11 protein-coding genes and 1 pseudogene are annotated in these 16918 nt (G+C 72.0%); 5 read left to right on the top strand and 7 right to left on the bottom strand.

Features of this window, described 5'->3' with window-relative positions:
- Positions 1–6 precede the first annotated feature (6 nt).
- Positions 7–834, top strand: a complete 828-nt coding sequence (locus RBXJA2T_RS09225; RefSeq protein ID WP_009857082.1) for a BPSS1780 family membrane protein — start codon at positions 7–9, stop codon at positions 832–834.
- 25 nt (positions 835–859) lie between these two features.
- Here the strand turns inward: RBXJA2T_RS09225 and RBXJA2T_RS09220 are convergent, their stop codons facing one another.
- The 3 genes and pseudogenes from RBXJA2T_RS09220 to RBXJA2T_RS20705 form a co-directional block, all read right to left on the bottom strand.
- Positions 860–3214, bottom strand: a complete 2355-nt coding sequence (locus RBXJA2T_RS09220; protein ID WP_009857081.1) for a UvrD-helicase domain-containing protein — start codon at positions 3212–3214, stop codon at positions 860–862.
- A gap of 9 nt (positions 3215–3223) precedes the next feature.
- Positions 3224–3868 carry a response regulator gene (locus tag RBXJA2T_RS20710; RefSeq protein ID WP_237704874.1) on the bottom strand — a complete coding sequence of 215 codons (645 nt, stop codon included), beginning with the start codon at positions 3866–3868 and terminating at the stop codon, positions 3224–3226.
- A 352-nt stretch (positions 3869–4220) separates the two neighbouring features.
- Positions 4221–5804 (bottom strand): annotated as a pseudogene (locus tag RBXJA2T_RS20705) (PAS domain-containing protein); the annotation flags it as partial.
- 1302 nt (positions 5805–7106) lie between these two features.
- Here RBXJA2T_RS20705 and RBXJA2T_RS09210 point away from each other — a divergent pair.
- Together RBXJA2T_RS09210 and RBXJA2T_RS09205 are read left to right on the top strand one after the other, a co-directional pair.
- Positions 7107–8084 (top strand): GMP reductase, encoded by a 978-nt coding sequence (locus RBXJA2T_RS09210; protein ID WP_009857079.1) that lies wholly within the window; start codon positions 7107–7109, stop codon positions 8082–8084.
- Between the two features lies 1 nt (position 8085).
- A complete protein-coding gene (locus RBXJA2T_RS09205) occupies positions 8086–9687 on the top strand; it encodes a diguanylate cyclase (protein WP_009857078.1) in 1602 nt (533 codons plus the stop codon).
- 19 nt (positions 9688–9706) lie between these two features.
- Here the strand turns inward: RBXJA2T_RS09205 and RBXJA2T_RS09200 are convergent, their stop codons facing one another.
- A complete protein-coding gene (locus RBXJA2T_RS09200; RefSeq protein ID WP_009857077.1) occupies positions 9707–11062 on the bottom strand; it encodes a S41 family peptidase in 1356 nt (451 codons plus the stop codon).
- 105 nt (positions 11063–11167) lie between these two features.
- Here RBXJA2T_RS09200 and RBXJA2T_RS09195 point away from each other — a divergent pair, with 105 nt between their 5' ends.
- Entirely contained in the window at positions 11168–14002 is a 2835-nt protein-coding gene (locus tag RBXJA2T_RS09195; RefSeq protein ID WP_009857076.1) for a valine--tRNA ligase, read from the top strand.
- Here the strand turns inward: RBXJA2T_RS09195 and RBXJA2T_RS09190 are convergent.
- Positions 13944–14918: an NAD(P)-dependent oxidoreductase gene (locus RBXJA2T_RS09190; RefSeq protein ID WP_009857075.1), complete on the bottom strand. Its 975-nt coding sequence runs from the start codon at positions 14916–14918 to the stop codon at positions 13944–13946. The genes RBXJA2T_RS09195 and RBXJA2T_RS09190 overlap by 59 nt on opposite strands.
- 88 nt (positions 14919–15006) lie before the next feature.
- On the opposite strand from RBXJA2T_RS09190, the gene galU reads away from it, so the two are divergent.
- Complete coding sequence (gene galU / locus RBXJA2T_RS09185; RefSeq protein WP_009857074.1) at positions 15007–15873, top strand: UTP--glucose-1-phosphate uridylyltransferase GalU; 867 nt, start codon at positions 15007–15009, stop codon at positions 15871–15873.
- 231 nt (positions 15874–16104) lie between these two features.
- On the opposite strand, the gene RBXJA2T_RS09180 is transcribed toward galU, so the two are convergent.
- Both RBXJA2T_RS09180 and RBXJA2T_RS09175 read right to left on the bottom strand, forming a co-directional pair.
- Positions 16105–16341 (bottom strand): sulfurtransferase TusA family protein, encoded by a 237-nt coding sequence (locus tag RBXJA2T_RS09180; RefSeq protein ID WP_009857073.1) that lies wholly within the window; start codon positions 16339–16341, stop codon positions 16105–16107.
- Positions 16342–16352: 11 nt separating this feature from the next.
- Positions 16353–16910 carry an NUDIX domain-containing protein gene (locus tag RBXJA2T_RS09175; RefSeq protein ID WP_009857072.1) on the bottom strand — a complete coding sequence of 186 codons (558 nt, stop codon included), beginning with the start codon at positions 16908–16910 and terminating at the stop codon, positions 16353–16355.
- Positions 16911–16918: the final 8 nt, after the last annotated feature.

Genomic DNA, 16918 nt, shown 5'->3' with positions numbered 1-16918 from the left:
CCCCGCATGCCGCTGCAACTGAAGACCGTCGATCCCGCGCGTGGTGCGCGCTGGCTGCGCGACGCCTTCGCGCTCTACGCCCGCCGCCCGCTGGCCTTCACGGCGCTGTTCGCCGTGTTCCTGTTCGCGGCGCTGGCGGTGTCGCTGGTGCCCGTCCTCGGCGGCGTGCTGCAGATGATGTCGCTGCCGATGCTGTCGCTGGGCTTCATGGTGGCGTCGCAGTCGGCGCTGATCGGCGGGCCGGTGACGCCGGCGCAGTTCGTCGAGCCGCTGAAGGGCGACGCCCGGCGGCGCACCTCGCTGCTGGTGCTTTGCGCGCTGTACGGGCTGTGCGCGATCGCGATCCTGGTGATCTGCGACCTGGTGTCCGGCGGCGCGATGCAGCGCCTGCAGGAGCTGATGGCCCGGGGCACCGTGCCGCAGGAGGAACTCGACGCGCTGATGGCCGAGCCCGGCGTGACGACCGCGGCCTTCGTCGGCCTGGTGCTGGGCACGCTGCTGTCGGTGCCGTTCTGGCACGCGCCGGCGCTGGTGCACTGGGGCCGGCAGGGCGTCGCGCAGTCGCTGTTCTCCAGCACGCTGGCGGTCTGGCGCTGCAAGGGCGCGTTCCTCGTCTACGGCCTGGCCTGGTTCGTCGTCGCGACGGTCTTCGGCATCGTCGCGGCGCTGGTCTTCTCGCTGCTCGGCGCGCACAGCGCGGCCTCGATGCTGGCGCTGCCGGCGGGGCTGCTGTTCTCGACCGTGTTCTACGTCTCGCTGCTGTTCACCTTCAACGACAGCTTCGGCGGCGCCGACGCGGTGCGGCCGCCGGTGGAGCCGGCCGAGCCGGCCTGAGACCGCCCGGCCGGCACCCTGCCGGTCACTCGATCGGCGTCAGCTTGGCCATCGCCAGCAGCAGCCACTTGACGCCGTGGCGGCCGAAACGCACCTGGGCGCGCGCATCCTCGCCGCTGCCTTCGAGCGTGACGACCACGCCCTCGCCGAACTTGGTGTGGAACACCGCCTGGCCGGTGCGCAGCGGCGCCTGCCCGGCCGGCGCCGCCGGCGCCTTGGGCGTGAACGGCACCGGCTGCTGCCAGGGCTCGGCACGCTCGACGCGCCCGGCGCCGACGATGCCCGACAGCCCCTGGCCGCGGTCCCAGGCCTGGCGGTACTCGCGCGCGTAGCCCGAGCCGAAACCCTGCTGGCGCGGCGTCAGCCACTTCAGCGCGCCCTCGGGCAGCTCGTCGAAGAAGCGGCTCTTGACGTTGTAGCGCGTCTGGCCGTGCAGCATGCGCGTCTGGCTGAAGCTCAGGTACAGGCGTTTGCGGGCCCGCGTGATGGCGACGTACATCAGCCGCCGCTCCTCCTCGACGCCGTCGGCGTCGGACAGCGACTGTTCGTGCGGGAACAGGCCTTCCTCGATGCCGGTGATGAACACGGCGTCGAACTCCAGGCCCTTGGCCGAGTGCACCGTCATCAGCTGCACGGCGTCGGTGCCGGCCTGGGCCTGGTTGTCGCCGGCTTCCAGCGAGGCGTGCGTCAGGAAGGCCGCCAGCGGCGAGACGATCTCGCCGGTCTCGGCGTCGGGTGACGGGATCGCGGTCTCGCCGCCGCCGGCCAGCGTGCCGGGGCCGTGTTCGTCCAGCGGCAGCGCCACCGCGTCCTTGCCGAAGCCTTCCTGGGTGACGAAGCTCTCGGCGGCGTTGACCAGTTCCTGCAGGTTCTCGATGCGGTCCTGGCCTTCCTTCTCGGTGCGGTAGAAGTCCAGCAGCCCGCTCTCATGCACCACGTGCTCGATGATCTCGCGCAGCGTCAGGCCTTGCGTGGCGCTGCGCATCGTGTCGAGCTTGTGCACGAAGCCCTGCAGGTTCAGGCCGGCCTTGCCCGGCACCGCGCCGACGCTCTGCGCCAGGCTGCGGCCGCTGGCCCGCGCCGCGTCCTGCAGCTGCTCGATCGAACGCGCGCCGATGCCACGCGCCGGGAAGTTCACGACACGCAGGAAGCTGGTGTCGTCGTCGGGGTTCTCCAGCAGCCGCAGATAGGCCAGCGCGTGCTTGACTTCGGCGCGCTCGAAGAAGCGCAGGCCGCCGTAGACGCGGTACGGAATGCCGGCGTTGAACAGCGCGCTCTCGATGACGCGGCTCTGCGCGTTGCTGCGGTAGAGCACGGCGATCTCGCTCCTCGGCATGCCGCCGCGGTGCAGCTCGCGCGCCTCGTCCAGCAGCCACTGGGCCTCGGCGTAGTCGCTCGCCGCCTCCTGCACGCGGATCGGCTCGCCGGGGCCGGCGTCGGTGCGCAGGTTCTTGCCCAGGCGCTGCGCGTTGTGCGCGATCAGCGCGTTGGCGGCGTCGAGGATGTTGCCGAACGAGCGGTAGTTCTGCTCGAGCTTGATGACGCTCCTGACGCGGTACTCGCGCTCGAAGTCGGCCATGTTGCCGACCCGCGCGCCGCGGAAGGCGTAGATGCTCTGGTCGTCGTCGCCGACGGCGAACACGCCCTGGCCCTGGGCGCCCGGCGGCGCGAACATCTTCAGCCAGGCGTACTGCAGCCGGTTGGTGTCCTGGAACTCGTCGACGAGCACGTGGCCGAAGCGGCGGCGGTAGTGCTCGCGCAGCGGCTCGTCGTCGCGCAGCAGCTCGTAGCTGCGCAGCATCAGCTCGGCGAAGTCGACGACGCCTTCGCGCCGGCACTGCTCCTCGTAGGCCTCGTAGACCTGCACCAGCTTGCGCGTGTGCTCGTCGAAGGCCTCGACGGCGGCCGGGCGGCGGCCCTCTTCCTTCTGGGCGGCGATGAACCACGCCACCTGCTTGGGCACGAAACGCTCCTCGTCGAGGTTCATCGCCTTGACGACCCGCTTGACGGCCGAGAGCTGGTCGCCGCTGTCCAGGATCTGGAAGCTCTGCGGCAGCCCGGCGGCCTTCCAGTGGGCGCGCAGCAGGCGGTTGCACAGGCCGTGGAAGGTGCCGATCCACATGCCGCGCACGGCGAACGGCAGCATCGTGCCCAGCCGCGTCAGCATCTCCTTGGCGGCCTTGTTCGTGAAGGTGACGGCGAGCACGCCGCCCGGCGACACCTGGTTGGTGGCCAGCAGCCAGGCGATGCGCGTCGTCAGCACGCGCGTCTTGCCGGAGCCGGCACCGGCGAGGATCAGCGCGGGCACGGCCGGCAGCGTGACGGCGGCGAGCTGTTCGGGATTCAGGTTGCGCAGCAGCTGCGCGTCTTGGAGATGCATCCCGGGATTCTAGGAGCCGCCCCCTGCGGCCAGCACCGTGGCCAGCGCCGGCACCAGGCGCTCGTAGGCGTCCTCCTTGGGCACGACGACACGCACGCCGGCCTCGGCGGCCTGGGCGTGCAGCGCATCGTCGACGAAGCCCGAGCACAGCAGCACCGGCAACGCCGGCGCCACCTGCACGATGCGGCGCGCGAGCTCGACACCCGAGGTGTCGGGCATGTTGTGGTCGGTGACGACGGCGTCGAAGCCGTCCGGCGAGCGCTCCAGCAGCGCCAGCGCCTCGCGGCCGGAGTCGCAGACCTGCACGCGGTAGCCGGCGCGGCGCAGCAGCTGGCCGTGCACCGCGGCGACGATCGGGTCGTCGTCGACGAGCAGCACGTGCGCGCCCGAGGCCGCGGGCCGAGGCGCCGCGGACGTGCCGACGACCGGCGGCGGCGCCGGCTCGGGGGCCTCGGGCGACGGCAGATAGACGTGGAAGGTGCTGCCGGCGTCGAGCCGGCTGTCGACGCGGATCGCACCACCGTGGGCCAGCACGATGCCGTGCACCACCGACAGGCCCAGCCCGGTGCCCTTGCCCACCGGCTTGGTCGTGTAGAAGGGCTCGAAGATGCGCGACAGCACGTCGGGCGCGATGCCGTGACCGTCGTCGCGCACCCAGAGATGGGCGACGGGGGCCCTCGGCCAGCGCCGGCTCGCCCAGCGCGCGCGCCTGCGCGGCGTCGAGACGCTCCAGCCCCACCTCGACGCGGCCGCCGATGGCCGGCAGCGCATGCCAGGCGTTGGTGGCGAGATTCAGCAGCACCTGCTGCAGCTGGGTGCCGTCGACGCGCACGGCCACCGGATCGGCAGGCAGCACGGCCTGCAGCTGCACGCCGGGCGGCACCATCGCGCGCAGCATGCCCAGCGTCTCCTCGATGACCGGCGCGGCCGGCTGCAGCGTCATCGCGCCGGTCTCGCCGCGGCTGAACTCGAGGATCTTGCGCACCAGCGCCACCGCGCGCAGCCCGGCCTGCATCGCCTGGTCCAGGTGTTCGTGCACCGGGCGCGACGCGGCCGCGTCCTCGCGCGCCAGCGTCAGCCGGCCCAGGATGCCGGCGAGGATGTTGTTGAAGTCGTGCGCGATGCCGCCGGCCAGCGTGCCGATGGCCTCCATCTTCTGCGTGTCGCGCAGCCGGCGCTCCAGGCGCTCGGCCTCGCGCCGCGCGGTGATGTCGGCGAAGGCGACGACGATGGACTCGAGCCGGCCGTCGTCGTCGACCAGCGGCACGGCGTTGCACAGCGCCCAGAGCTGGCGGCCGTCGGGGCGGCGCAGGCCGATCACCATGTCGGCGATGCGCCGGCCGCTGCGGCGCACGCGCGGCGCCGGCAGCTCGTCGTGCGTCAGCGGCTCGCCGAGTTCGTCGACGACCTGCCAGTCGGCCTCGGGACGATCGCGCAGCGCCTGCTGGTCGGCCAGCCCGAGCATGGCCAGCGCCGCGGCATTGGCCTCGCGCACACGCAGGTCGGGCTCGTGCACAACGACGCCGGTCATCAGGTTGTCCAGCAGCGCGCGCAACCTGCGCTCGCTGGCGCGCAGCGCCTCCTCGGTGCGCTTGAGCTCGCCGATATCGAAGGTGACGGCGAAGTGGCCGCAGACGGTGCCGTCGGCGTCGCGGTCGGGCAGCAGCGTGACCAGGGCGTGGCGCTGCTGGCCGTCGGCGGTCTTCATCGGCAGGTCGAAACGCACCGCCTCGCCGGCACGCACCCGGCGCAGGTAGGGCAGCCCGAAGCGGTGCAGGGGCTCGCCCAGCACCTCGGGAATGCTGCGGCCGACGACGGTCGCCGGGTCGAGTCCGAACCAGTCGCGGTAGGCGGCGCTGGCGAAGCGGTAGCGGCCGTCCAGGTCCAGCCGCGCCACCGGGCCCGGCAGCGCGTCGGTGATGCCGGCCAGCAGCCGCTCGCGCTCGCGCAGCGCCTGGCGGGCGACGTAGCGTTCGGTGACGTCGCTGAAGACGAGCACGACGCCGGTGACGCCGCCGTCGTCGCCGGGGATCGGCGCGGCGCTGTCCTCGATGTACAGACGCCGGCCGTCGCGCGCCAGCAGCGCCGTGTCGTTGGCCAGCGCGACGATGCGGCCGGTGGCGATGACCTGCTCGGCCGGGTTGGGCACCGGCTCGCCGGTGCGCTGGTTGACGATGCGGAAGACCTCGGTCAGCGGCCGGCCCAGCGCGTCGGCCTCGCTCCAGCCGGTCAGGCGTTCGGCCATCGTGTTCATGCGCGTGACGCAGCCGTCGCGGTCGGTGACGACGACGCCGTCGCCGATCGAGCGCAGCGTGATCGCCAGCCGGCGTTCGCTGGCCGCCAGCGCCTGCTGCTCGCGCATGCGGGTGTCGATGTCCAGCAGCGTGCCGGCCATGCGCAGCGGCCGGCCGTCGGCATCACGCTGCAGCACCTTGCCGCGGTCGAGCACCCAGATCCAGCGTCCGTCGGCGTGGCGCAAGCGGTAGAGCACCTCGTAGGCCGGGCTGTGGCCTTCGAGATGACGGCGCTCGGCCTCGAGCACCGAATCGCGGTCGTCGGGGTGCAGGCGCTCGATCCAGACCGCCCGCATGTCGCGGCCGTCGGACGGCGGCAGCCCGAGGATCTCGCACCAGCGTTCGTTGACGGTGCCGTGGTCGCGTGTCCAGTCGTTGTCCCAGAGCCCCAGGTCGGCGCCGCGCAGCGCCAGCGACAGGCGCTCGGACTGCACGCGCAGCTGTTCCAGCGCCAGGCGCTGGCGCCGCTGCATGACCACCAGCCCGGCCGCCACGAGCGCCGACACCAGCAAGAAGGCGGCGGCGGCCAGCAGCGTCTGCGTGCGCCAGGGCTCGAGCACCGCGTCGATGCGGCGGCTGGTGCCGAACTCGATGTCGCCGCCCAGCGGCAGCTGCGGCGCACGCAGCGTCGCCAGCGCGAACAGGCGCTCGTCGCCCGACAGCACGCTGCGCGCGCGCTGCACGCTCAGGTTGCGGCCGCTGCCGCGGTGGGCGGCGAACGCCGGGCTGCTGCGCGCCAGGTCGACGCCGGCCTGTCCGGGCACCGGCGGCACGCTCAGCAGCAAGCGCCCGCCACCGTGCGCCAGCGACACCTGCATGTCAGGCGCGTAGCGCACCGCGCCGAGCACGGCCTCGGCATGCGCGGCGTCGAGCTCGGTGCCCAGCCAGCCGCCGTCGGGCATCGTCAGCAGCATCAGCAGCCGGCGCCGGCCGCGCTCGTCCTCGTCGGGCGGCAGCAGGTACAGCAGGTCCGGGTCGCGTGACGCCGGCAGCACCGGGACCGTCGCGCCGGCGGGGATGTCGCGGCTGGAGGCAAGCACGCGGCCCGCGGCATCCAGCCGGAGCACGTCGCCGACCTGGGGCGTGGCGGCGGCGAAGGCACGCAGCGGTGCGGCGCCGGTCGGGCCGGCAAGGCCGGAGCGCAGCGCGATCAACGCGGAACGCGTCGCGCCGACCTGCAGCGCCAGCACCTCGCGCACCGCGCTGGCCTGGTCGGCCAGGCGCGCGCCCTCCGCCTCCAGGGCGTCGTCACGTGCGCGGACCCGTGCCCAGGCAAGCACCAGCGCGACGGCCAGCAACAGCAACGCGAGCGCGATGCGCTCCTGCCGAAGCCGCTGGCCCAGCTCCTCGATGGCAGTGTTCATGGCGCTGACCGGCTCGCGTCCCGTCGTTCCGGTCCCTGGTCACCTCTGACACGCAGCGTAACACGCAGGTCCTTCGGAGAACCCCGCGCCGCGCCCGCCGCGCGCCGCTGCGTAGAATCGGTCACCGGACTCGATTTCTTGCGTCCGGCACACCGGCCGCCGATTCAGTGCGCGCGCCGCCGCCGGCGCCCTGCAGCCGGGTCCATCGCCTCTCACGGATCACGGAGCCCGGCCATGGAAATCTTCGACTACGACAACATCCTGCTGCTGCCGCGCAAATGCCGCGTCGAAAGCCGCAGCGAATGCGACCCCTCGATCGTCTTCGGCGGACGCCGCTTCAAGCTGCCGGTGGTGCCGGCGAACATGAAGACGGTGCTCGACGAGACGATCGCCGAGATGCTCGCCGCATCCGGCCACTTCTACGTCATGCACCGTTTCGACCTCGACAGCGTCGAGTTCGCGCGCCGCATGCGCGACAAGGGCCTGTTCGTGTCGATCAGCTCGGGCGTCAAGCCGCACGACCACGAGACCATCGACCGCCTGGCGGCCGACGGCGTCGGCGCCGACTACATCACGATCGACATCGCCCACGGCCACGCCGAGAGCGTGCGCAAGACGATCGAGCACATCAAGACGCGGCTGCCGCAGGCCTTCGTCATCGCCGGCAACGTGGCGACGCCCGAGGCCGTCATCGACCTCGAGAACTGGGGCGCCGACGCGACCAAGGTCGGCGTCGGCCCGGGCAAGGTCTGCATCACCAAGCTGAAGACCGGCTTCGGCACCGGCGGCTGGCAGCTGTCGGCGCTGAAGTGGTGCGCTCGCGTGGCGACCAAGCCGATCATCGCCGACGGCGGCATCCGCCACCACGGCGACATCGCCAAGAGCGTGCGCTTCGGCGCGACGATGGTCATGATCGGCTCGCTGTTCGCCGGCCACGAGGAGAGCCCGGGCCAGACCGTCGAGGTCGACGGCAAGCTCTACAAGGAGTACTACGGCTCGGCCAGCGACTTCAACAAGGGCGAGTACAAGCACGTCGAGGGCAAGCGCATCCTCGAGCCGATCAAGGGCCGCCTGGCCGACACGCTGCGCGAGATGCGCGAGGACCTGCAGAGCTCGATCAGCTACGCCGGCGGCAGCACGCTGGCCGACCTGAAGAAGGTCAACTACGTGATCCTCGGCGGCGAGAACGCCGGCGAACACCTGTTCATGTGACGTGAACACCCCGGCCGCCCAGGACAGCCCCGAAGCGGCCGACCGCGAGGCCGGCACGCTGCTCGCCGAGGCCGAGAAGCTCTACTACACCCGGCCGGCGCAGACGCTGCACCTGGCCGACCAGGCGCTGGCGCTGTCGGCCGCGCTGCCGCTGGCGACGCTGGCCGCGGCACGGCGTGTGCGCGGCCTGGGGCTGAGCTTCCTCGGCCGCCATGCCGAAGCGCTGGACGAGCTGCAGGCCGCTCGTGGCCTGGTGCCGTCCGGCGAACTGCAGCTCGAATGCCAGGTGCTGCGTGCGCTGGCCATCGCCTGCGACGAGGCCGGCGTGCTCGATGCCGCGCTCGAATGGGGCTCGCGTTCGGCCGAGATCGCCAGAACGCTGGGCGACCCCGTCCAGCTCGCCGGCACGCTGCTGAGCATCGGCGTCGTGCTGTCCAAGGGCGGCGATCCGGAAGCCGGCCTGGTGCAGTACCGCGAGGCGCTGGCGCTCTACGAGCGGGCCGGCGACGCCGCACGCAGCGTGCACGTGCTCAACAACATGGGCATCAACTGCAAGAACCTCGGCCGCCACGAGGAGGCGCTGCAGCACCTGCGGCAGGCGATCGAGATCGACGCCGGCCAGCCCGAGCCCGCGGGCGGCTGCGTCATCGCGCGGCTGAACATGGTCGAGCCGCTGCTCGCGCTGGCCCGGCGCGACGAGGCGCGCGCCGCGCTGGCCGAGGTCGTGCCGCGGGCCCAGGCGGCGGGCTACCCGAACGCCGAGTGTTTCGCCCTCGTGCTGCAGGGCGAGCTGCAGGCTGCCGACGGCGACGACGCCGGAGCCTGCGAGTCGCTGGAGCGTGCGGTGCGGATCGCGCTCGAACGCGGCAGCCGCCAGCACGTCGCACGCGCGCACAAGGCGCTGTGGGCGCTGCACAAGAAGGCCGGCCGCTTCGAGGCCGCGCTCGCGCAGCACGAGGCCTTCCACCAAGCCGAGCGCGCGCAGTTCAACGAGGACTCCGACCGCAAGCTGCGTGCGCTGCAGGTGCAGTACGACGTGGCCCGCGCGCGCCACGACGCGGCGATGGCCCGGCTGGAGAGCGCGCGCCTGGCCGAGCAGACGCGCACCGACCCGCTGACCGGCGTCGCCAACCGGCGCCAGCTCGACGAGCGCCTGCGCGACGAGTACGCGCGCGCCGCACGCCACGGCCACGCGCTGGCGGTGGCGATGATCGACATCGACGACTTCAAGCGCATCAACGACCGCCACGGCCACGCCGCCGGCGACGCCGTGCTGCGCGAGGTGGCGACGCTGCTGCGTGCGCACTGCCGCGACATCGACCTCGTCGCACGCTACGGCGGCGAGGAGTTCTGCGTCGTCTTCGTCGAAGCCTCGGCCAACGACGCGCTGCGCGCCTGCGAGGCGATGCGTGCGGCCGTCGAGGCCCACGACTGGTCGGCCGTCGCGCCGGAGCTGCAGCGCGTGACGCTGTCGACGGGCCTGGCCGAACGCGAGGAGGCCGACGGCCGCCAAGCGCTGGTGGCCGCCGCCGACGCCCGGCTCTACGAGGCCAAGCGCAGCGGCAAGAACCGCGTCGTGCCCGGCGCGCAGCCGGCCGCCTGAGCGGCGCGCTCCGGCGCCGTCAGCGCGCGATCATGCCGCGGCGCTCGTCGGGCTCGGGCTGGCGCCAGCCGCGCTGCGGCGCCGCCATCGCCCGGGCGCGGGCCCCGGCCGGGCAGGCGCCGGTGTCGGCGTAGGAGGCCGCCGCGGCCAGCAGCGGCTCGGCGGCGGCGCCCAGCGCTCGCGTGAAGTCCTCGGCCACGGCGCAGGTCGGCGCGAAGCCGTCGAAGTAGCGCCCTTCGTAGCGGGCGTTGACCGACTCGAAGTTGACGACGCTGTAGGTGCTGCCGCAGCCGTCGTCCTCGGGCAGGAAGCCGACGGGCTTGCCGCAGGTGGTGTCGCCGATCGCCACGACCTCGATGCCGACGCCGCGCAGGCCGTTGATGACCTGCTCGCTGGCCGAGCAGGTGCGCGGGCCGACGAGCACGAACACACGCGACACGCCGGCTGCGGCAGCCGGGTTCTGGAACAGGAAGCTCTGGTTGCTGCCCGGGTGGCGGTCGTTGTAGAGCAGCCGGGCGTAGGCCTGGCCCGCCTTGGCGGCGCCGGCGACGTAGGACGCGACCGTCGTGCCGACCGACACCAGGCCGCCGCCGTTGTAGCGCAGGTCGAGCACGACCTCGTCCACGCCGGCGGCGGCAAACGACGAGAAGGCCTGGGCCAGCGGCGTGTTGACCTGCGAGATCATGTCCTTGACGACGACGTAGCCCAGCTTGCGCCCGCCGGGGGTCGTCAGCGTCGTCGTCACCGGCACCGGCGCCAGCGCGTACTCGGAGGCCGTGACGCTGACGTCACGCGTCGCGCCGTCGCGGCGCAGCACCAGCGCCAGCGTGTCGCCGACGGCGTTGGCGGTCAGCACCGAGAAGCTGCCGTCGCTGATCAGCGCCGAGGCGCCGATGCCGTTGATCGAGACGATCTCGTCACCGCGCACCACGCCGCGCCGCGCCGCGTCGGAGTTCGGCTCCACCGCCCGCACGTACAGCGGCTGGTCGGGGCGGCCCTCGACCTCGAGGCCGGCGACCGACAGGCCGTAGCCCATCGTGCGGCCCTCGCCCCAGAAGCGGTTGAAGTCGGCGGTGCTGTCGACGTAGCTCCAGCGGTCGGCCGGGAAGTCGGCGCTGCTGCCGGTGTACAGCAGCGCGTCGAAGTAGCCGTCCACGGTCGTGTAGCCGGCCGGGTCGGGACGCGGCGAGATCCGGTACCAGAAGTACCAGTCGGCCATGTAGTCGCGCAGCCAGACCTGGCGCGCGCGCACGCTGCACTCGCCGCCGGTGTCGCCGCCGCCGCCGCCGCCGCAGGCCGCCAGCAGGGCGGGCAGCAGCGCCAGCGCGGCGCGGCGCAGGACGGTGGACGACGACACACGGACGGTCTGGCTCAAGGCGGATCTCCTGGGGGCGGCAACCTACAATCCCGATCTTCCCCCAATCGTCCGCCCGCGCGCGCCGTCCGTGCGCGCCGCGGCGTCCTTCCGCCGACGAGCCCCATGCCCGAACTCGCCAAGTCGTTCGAACCCGCCGCCATCGAAGCCCGCTGGGCCCCGGTCTGGGAATCCAGCGGCGCGCACGCGCCGACGCTGGACACCGCCAAGCCCTCGTTCTGCATCCAGCTGCCGCCGCCCAACGTCACCGGCACGCTGCACATGGGGCACGCGTTCAACCAGACGATCATGGACTCGCTGACGCGCTACCACCGGATGCGCGGCTTCAACACGCTGTGGGTCCCCGGCACCGACCACGCCGGCATCGCCACGCAGATCGTCGTCGAGCGCCAGCTGCAGGCCGTCGGGGAGTCGCGCCACGAGCTCGGCCGCAAGAACTTCGTCGCCCGCGTCTGGGACTGGAAACATGCCTCGGGCGCGACGATCACGCGCCAGATGCGCCGCCTCGGCGACAGCGTCAGCTGGGACCACGAGTACTTCACGATGGACGACAAGCTCTCGCGCGTCGTCACCGAGACCTTCGTGCGCCTCTATGAAGAAGGCCTGATCTACCGCGGCCAGCGCCTGGTGAGCTGGGACCCGGTGCTGCAGTCCGCGGTCTCCGACCTGGAGGTCGCCAGCGAAGAGGAAGACGGTTTCCTCTGGCACATCCGCTACCCGCTGGAAGACGGCTCGGGCAGCCTGGTCGTCGCGACGACGCGGCCCGAGACCATGCTCGGCGACACCGCGGTGATGGTGCACCCCGAGGACGAGCGCTACACGGCGCTGATCGGCAAGCGCGTGAAACTGCCGCTCACCGAGCGCACGATCCCGGTCATCGCCGACGCCTACGTCGACCGCGAGTTCGGCACCGGCGTCGTCAAGGTGACGCCGGCGCACGACGCCAACGACTGGGCCGTCGGCCAGCGCCACGGCCTGCCGTCGATCGGCGTGCTGACGCTGCAGGCGACGATCAACGACAACGCGCCCGAGGCCTACCGCGGCCTGGACCGCTTCGAGGCGCGCAAGCGTGTCGTCGCCGACCTGGAGGCCCTGGGCCTGCTCGTCGAGACCAAGAAGCACCGCCTGATGGTGCCGCGCTGCGAACGCACCGGCCAGATCGTCGAGCCGATGCTGACCGACCAGTGGTTCGTCGCCGTCAACAAGCCCGGCGCCGACGGCAAGAGCATCGCTGCCAAGGCGATCGACGCCGTGTCCTCGGGCCAGGTGCGTTTCGTGCCGGAGCAGTGGGTCAACACCTACAACCACTGGATGAACAACATCCAGGACTGGTGCATCAGCCGCCAGCTCTGGTGGGGCCACCAGATCCCGGCCTGGTACGGTACGGGCGGCGAGATGTTCGTCGCACGCAGCGAGGAAGAAGCGCGTGAACGCGCCGCGGCGGCCGGCTACACCGGTGAGCTCAAGCGCGACGAGGACGTGCTCGACACCTGGTACTCGTCGGCGCTGGTGCCGTTCTCGACGCTGGGCTGGCCCGACAAGACCGTCGAGCAGGACCTGTTCCTGCCGTCGTCGGTGCTCGTCACCGGCTTCGACATCATCTTCTTCTGGGTCGCCCGGATGATCATGATGACGACGCACTTCACCGGCAAGGTGCCGTTCCGCGACGTCTACATCCACGGCCTGGTGCGCGATGCGCAGGGCAAGAAGATGAGCAAGAGCGAAGGCAACGTGCTCGACCCGGTCGACCTGATCGACGGCATCGAGCTGCCGGCGCTGCTGGACAAGCGCACCACCGGCCTGCGCCGCCCCGAGACCGCGCCGCGTGTGCGCAAGGAGACCGAGAAGGAGTTCCCGGCCGGCATCCCCGGGTTCGGCGCCGATGCGCTGCGCTTCACGATGGCCAGCTACGCCAGCCTGGGCCGCAACATCAACTTCGACGCCAAGCGCTGCGAGGGCTACCGCAACTTCTGCAACAAGCTCTGGAACGCCACGCGTTTCGTGCTGATGAACTGCGAAGGCCAGGACTGCGGCCTCGGCGAGCAGGCCGACGCGGCCTGCGCCAGCGGCAGCTGCGGCGAGTACATGACGTTCTCGCCGGCCGACCGCTGGATCGTCAGCGAGCTGCAGCGTGTCGAGCAGGCGGTGGCCCAGGGCTTCACCGAGTACCGCCTGGACAACGTCGCCAACACGATCTACGCCTTCGTCTGGGACGAGTACTGCGACTGGTACCTCGAGATCGCCAAGGTGCAGATCGCCACCGGCGACGCCGCCGCGCAGCGCGCGACGCGGCGCACGCTGATCCGCGTGCTCGAGACCGTGCTGCGCCTGCTGCACCCGATCGCGCCGTTCATCACCGCCGAGCTGTGGGACACGGTCGCGCCGGTGGCCGGCCGCAAGGTGGCCGACTCGGTCGCCGGCGCGCCCTACCCCGTCGCCCAGCCGGAGAAGATCGACGCTGCGGCCGACGAGTGGGTGGCACGGCTGAAGGCCGTGGTCGGCGTGGTGCGCAACCTGCGCAGCGAGATGAACCTGTCGCCGGCCGAGCGTGTGCCGCTGGTCGCGTTCGGCGACGCAGCCTTCGTCGAGCAGGCCGCACCGCTGCTGAAGGCGCTGGCGCGCCTGGCCGAGGTGCGTGTGCCGGCCGACGAGGCGGCCTTCGCCGCCGCGACGCAGACCGCGCCGGTGGCGCTGGCCGGCGGCCTGCGGCTGGCGCTGCACGTCGAGATCGACGTCGAGGCCGAACTCGCCCGCCTGGGCAAGGAGATCACGCGGCTGGAAGGCGAGATCACGAAGGCCCGCGCCAAGCTCGCCAACGAGAGCTTCGTCGCGCGTGCGCCGGCGGCCGTGGTCGAGCAGGAAAAGGCGCGGCTGGACGGCTTCACGCAGGCGCTGGACCGCCTGCAAGCCCAACGAGCACGTCTGGCACCGTCTCGCTGAACGCCGCCTGGGGGTCGGCGACCCCCAGCAGCGAATCCAGCCGGCGCACCAGAGCCCAGGCGCCGCGGGCCCGCGCCTCGCGTGTCGACGGCGCGAGCCGCGGCGTGACGTGCAAGGTGTCGACCTCGCTCAGCGGCCGCCCGGGGTCCAGCCAGCCGGGTTCCAGCCGGTCGAACCAGGCCGCGGCGATGCGCCCGCTCTTCAGCGCCGCAGCCAGCGCCGCCTCGTCGAACAGCGCCGCGGGCGACAGGCAGACCATCACCTGGTCACGCTTGCAGCTCTCGAGCAGGCGCTCGCCGAGCAGGCCGTGATAACGCGAGTAGTAGGCGAGCAGCACGACGACGACGTCGCAGGTCTCGAGCAGCTCGACCAGCGGCACCGGGCGGATGCCGGCCTGGCGCCAGGCGAGATCCGAGGCGTGCAGCGCCGGGTCGTAGCCGACGACCCGCGCGCCGAAGTTGCCGGCCAGCTGCGACAGCAGCCGCGCCGTCGGCGACATGCCGACGATGCCCACCGTCGACGACGACAGCTCGCGGCCGACGAAGACGCCGTGACCCTCGTGCACCGGCACGCGGCGCAGCAGCTGCAGCATCGCGGCGGTGGCGAACTCGGCCTCGGCCACCGACCCCGCGCCGGCCGGCTGCACGACGGCGATGCCGGCGCTCTCGCAGGTGATCAGGTCGATCGTGCCGGGGCCGCCCTCGAGCCGGCCGACCGCACGCAGCCCCGGCGCGGACAGCAGCAGGCGCGCGTCCATCGCCATCGTCGGCGGCACGACCACGGCCCGGGCCCGGGCGAGCAGCGCCTCGAAACGGCGAGGGTCCGAAGCCAGCGACGGGTCGAGGTGAACGGCACGTCGCTTGCCAAGCCAGTCGAGCGCCCGCTGCTCCAGCGGCTCGACGATCAGCACTTCCATGCAAAGACAGGCACTGACATGGGCCGAAGTCGGCTCGGCGGGTCGCGTGCCAGAATGAAATTCGAATCAACTCATTCTATGTAACCAAATGTTGGTCAAGAAGGCAATATTCCCGGTCGCCGGCCTCGGCACGCGATTCCTTCCGGCGACCAAGGCCCAGCCCAAGGAGATGCTGCCGGTCGTCGACAAGCCGCTGATCCAGTACGCCGTCGAGGAGGCCTATGCCGCCGGCGTGCGCGAGATGATCTTCGTCACCGGCCGCCACAAGCGCCCGATCGAGGACCACTTCGACATGACTTTCGAGCTCGAGGTGGCGCTGGAGCAGGCGAACAAGAAGGAGTTGCTGGAGGTCGTGCACAGCGTCAAGCCCGACGACATGGAGTGCATCTACGTGCGCCAGGCGCAGGCGCTGGGCCTGGGCCACGCGGTGCTGTGCGGCCGGCGCCTCGTCGGCAACGAGCCGTTCGCGGTGCTGCTGGCCGACGACCTGATGGTCGGCGAGCCGCCGGTGCTCCAGCAGATGGTCGAGCAGTTCGGCGAGTGGCGGGCCTCGATCCTGGCGGTGCAGGAAGTGCCGCAGGAACAGACGCGCCGCTATGGCATCGTCGACGGCACGCCGGTCAACGACCGCCTGGTCGACGTCACGCGCATCGTCGAGAAGCCGGCGCCGGCCGAGGCGCCGTCGCGGCTGGGCGTGGCCGGGCGCTACATCCTGACCCCGGGCGTGTTCCACGAGATCATGACCCAGCCGCGCGGCGTCGGCGGCGAGATCCAGCTCACCGACGGCATCGCCAGCCTGCTGCGGCGCGAGAAGGTCTTCGCCTACCGCTACGAGGGCAAACGTTTCGACTGCGGCAGCAAGGAAGGCTTCCTGCAGGCCAACGTCGAGCTGGCGCTGGCGCACCCGGAGCTGGGCCCCGGCTTCCGCGACTACCTGCGCGGACTGGAGCTGTAAGAGACGGCGGGCGCCGCCACAGCCGGCCCGCGTGAGATCGCGGCGGGACCGGGGTCAGGTCTCATGGGGACCGGGGTCAGGTCTCATGGGGGTCCGGGGTCAGGTCTCATGAGACCTGACCCCCCTTTAGCGCGAGACCGGCGGGGGTCCGGGGTCAGGTCTCACGAGACCTGACCCCGTCTCATGACCCCGTCTCAGCGCGAGACCTGACCCCGTCTCAGCGTGACCCCGTCAGCGGCGGCGCAGCCAATGCACGAACTCGGCGCCCTCGGCGTGCTGGTCGACGAGTTCGTTGCCGGTCTGGCGCGAGAAGGCCTGGAAGTCGCGCATCGACCCCGGGTCGGTGGCGACGACCTTGAGCACCTCGCCGCTGCTCATCACGGCCAGCATCTTCTTGGCCTTGAGGATGGGCAGCGGGCAGGTGAGCCCGCGGGTGTCGAGTTCCTTGTCGAAAGGCAGGGCGTCCATCGCGCCGGATTCTAGGCCGCTGGGGCCGCGTCATCGCGCGGCGGCCAGTCGATGAACACCGGCTCGTGACCACGCGAGCGCAACCAGTCGGCCAGCGCGTAGCCGGTGCCGGCGGGCCAGCAGCGCACCTCGGAAGGCTCGAACAGCCGGTACTCGGCGAGTTCGGGCGAAAGCCGGATCTCGCCGCGCGCCGTCGCATGCCAGGCGATGATGACCTGGTTCAGGCGCTGGAAGTCGTAGACGCCGACCAGTTCCAGCCGCTCGACCGTGAGGCCGGTCTCCTCGGCGACCTCGCGCCGGATGCCGTCCTGGGCGCTCTCGCCGGCCTCCATGAAGCCGGTGATCAGCGCGAACAGCCGCCCCGACCAGGCGGCGTTGCGCGCCAGCAGCAGCCGGCCGCCGCGGTCGGCGCACTCGACGATCGCCGCCAGCACCGGCGTCGGGTTGTTCCAGTGGGTCCAGCCGCAGGCCGGGCAGCGCCGCCGCGCCTTCGGGCCGCCGTCCTCGTCCAGCGTGATCCAGGCCAGCGCCGTGCCGCAGTGCAGGCAGAAGCGGGCTTCGTCGCCCATGGGGGCGG

The organism is Rubrivivax benzoatilyticus JA2 = ATCC BAA-35 (assembly GCF_000190375.1).
Classification (GTDB): domain Bacteria; phylum Pseudomonadota; class Gammaproteobacteria; order Burkholderiales; family Burkholderiaceae_C; genus Rubrivivax; species Rubrivivax benzoatilyticus.
This window is presented reverse-complemented; position numbering and strand designations above follow the sequence as displayed.

Excerpts from the sequence above, each read along its gene's own strand:
- RBXJA2T_RS09225 (WP_009857082.1), top strand. The coding sequence starts at position 7 with ATGCCGCTGCAACTGAAGACCGTCGATCCCGCGCGTGGTGCGCGCTGG.
- RBXJA2T_RS09220 (WP_009857081.1), bottom strand. The coding sequence starts at position 3,214 with ATGCATCTCCAAGACGCGCAGCTGCTGCGCAACCTGAATCCCGAACAG.
- RBXJA2T_RS09210 (WP_009857079.1), top strand. The coding sequence starts at position 7,107 with ATGGAAATCTTCGACTACGACAACATCCTGCTGCTGCCGCGCAAATGC.
- RBXJA2T_RS09195 (WP_009857076.1), top strand. The coding sequence starts at position 11,168 with ATGCCCGAACTCGCCAAGTCGTTCGAACCCGCCGCCATCGAAGCCCGC.
- RBXJA2T_RS09190 (WP_009857075.1), bottom strand. The coding sequence starts at position 14,918 with ATGGAAGTGCTGATCGTCGAGCCGCTGGAGCAGCGGGCGCTCGACTGG.
- galU (WP_009857074.1), top strand. The coding sequence starts at position 15,007 with ATGTTGGTCAAGAAGGCAATATTCCCGGTCGCCGGCCTCGGCACGCGA.
- RBXJA2T_RS09180 (WP_009857073.1), bottom strand. The coding sequence starts at position 16,341 with ATGGACGCCCTGCCTTTCGACAAGGAACTCGACACCCGCGGGCTCACC.
- RBXJA2T_RS09175 (WP_009857072.1), bottom strand. The coding sequence starts at position 16,910 with ATGGGCGACGAAGCCCGCTTCTGCCTGCACTGCGGCACGGCGCTGGCC.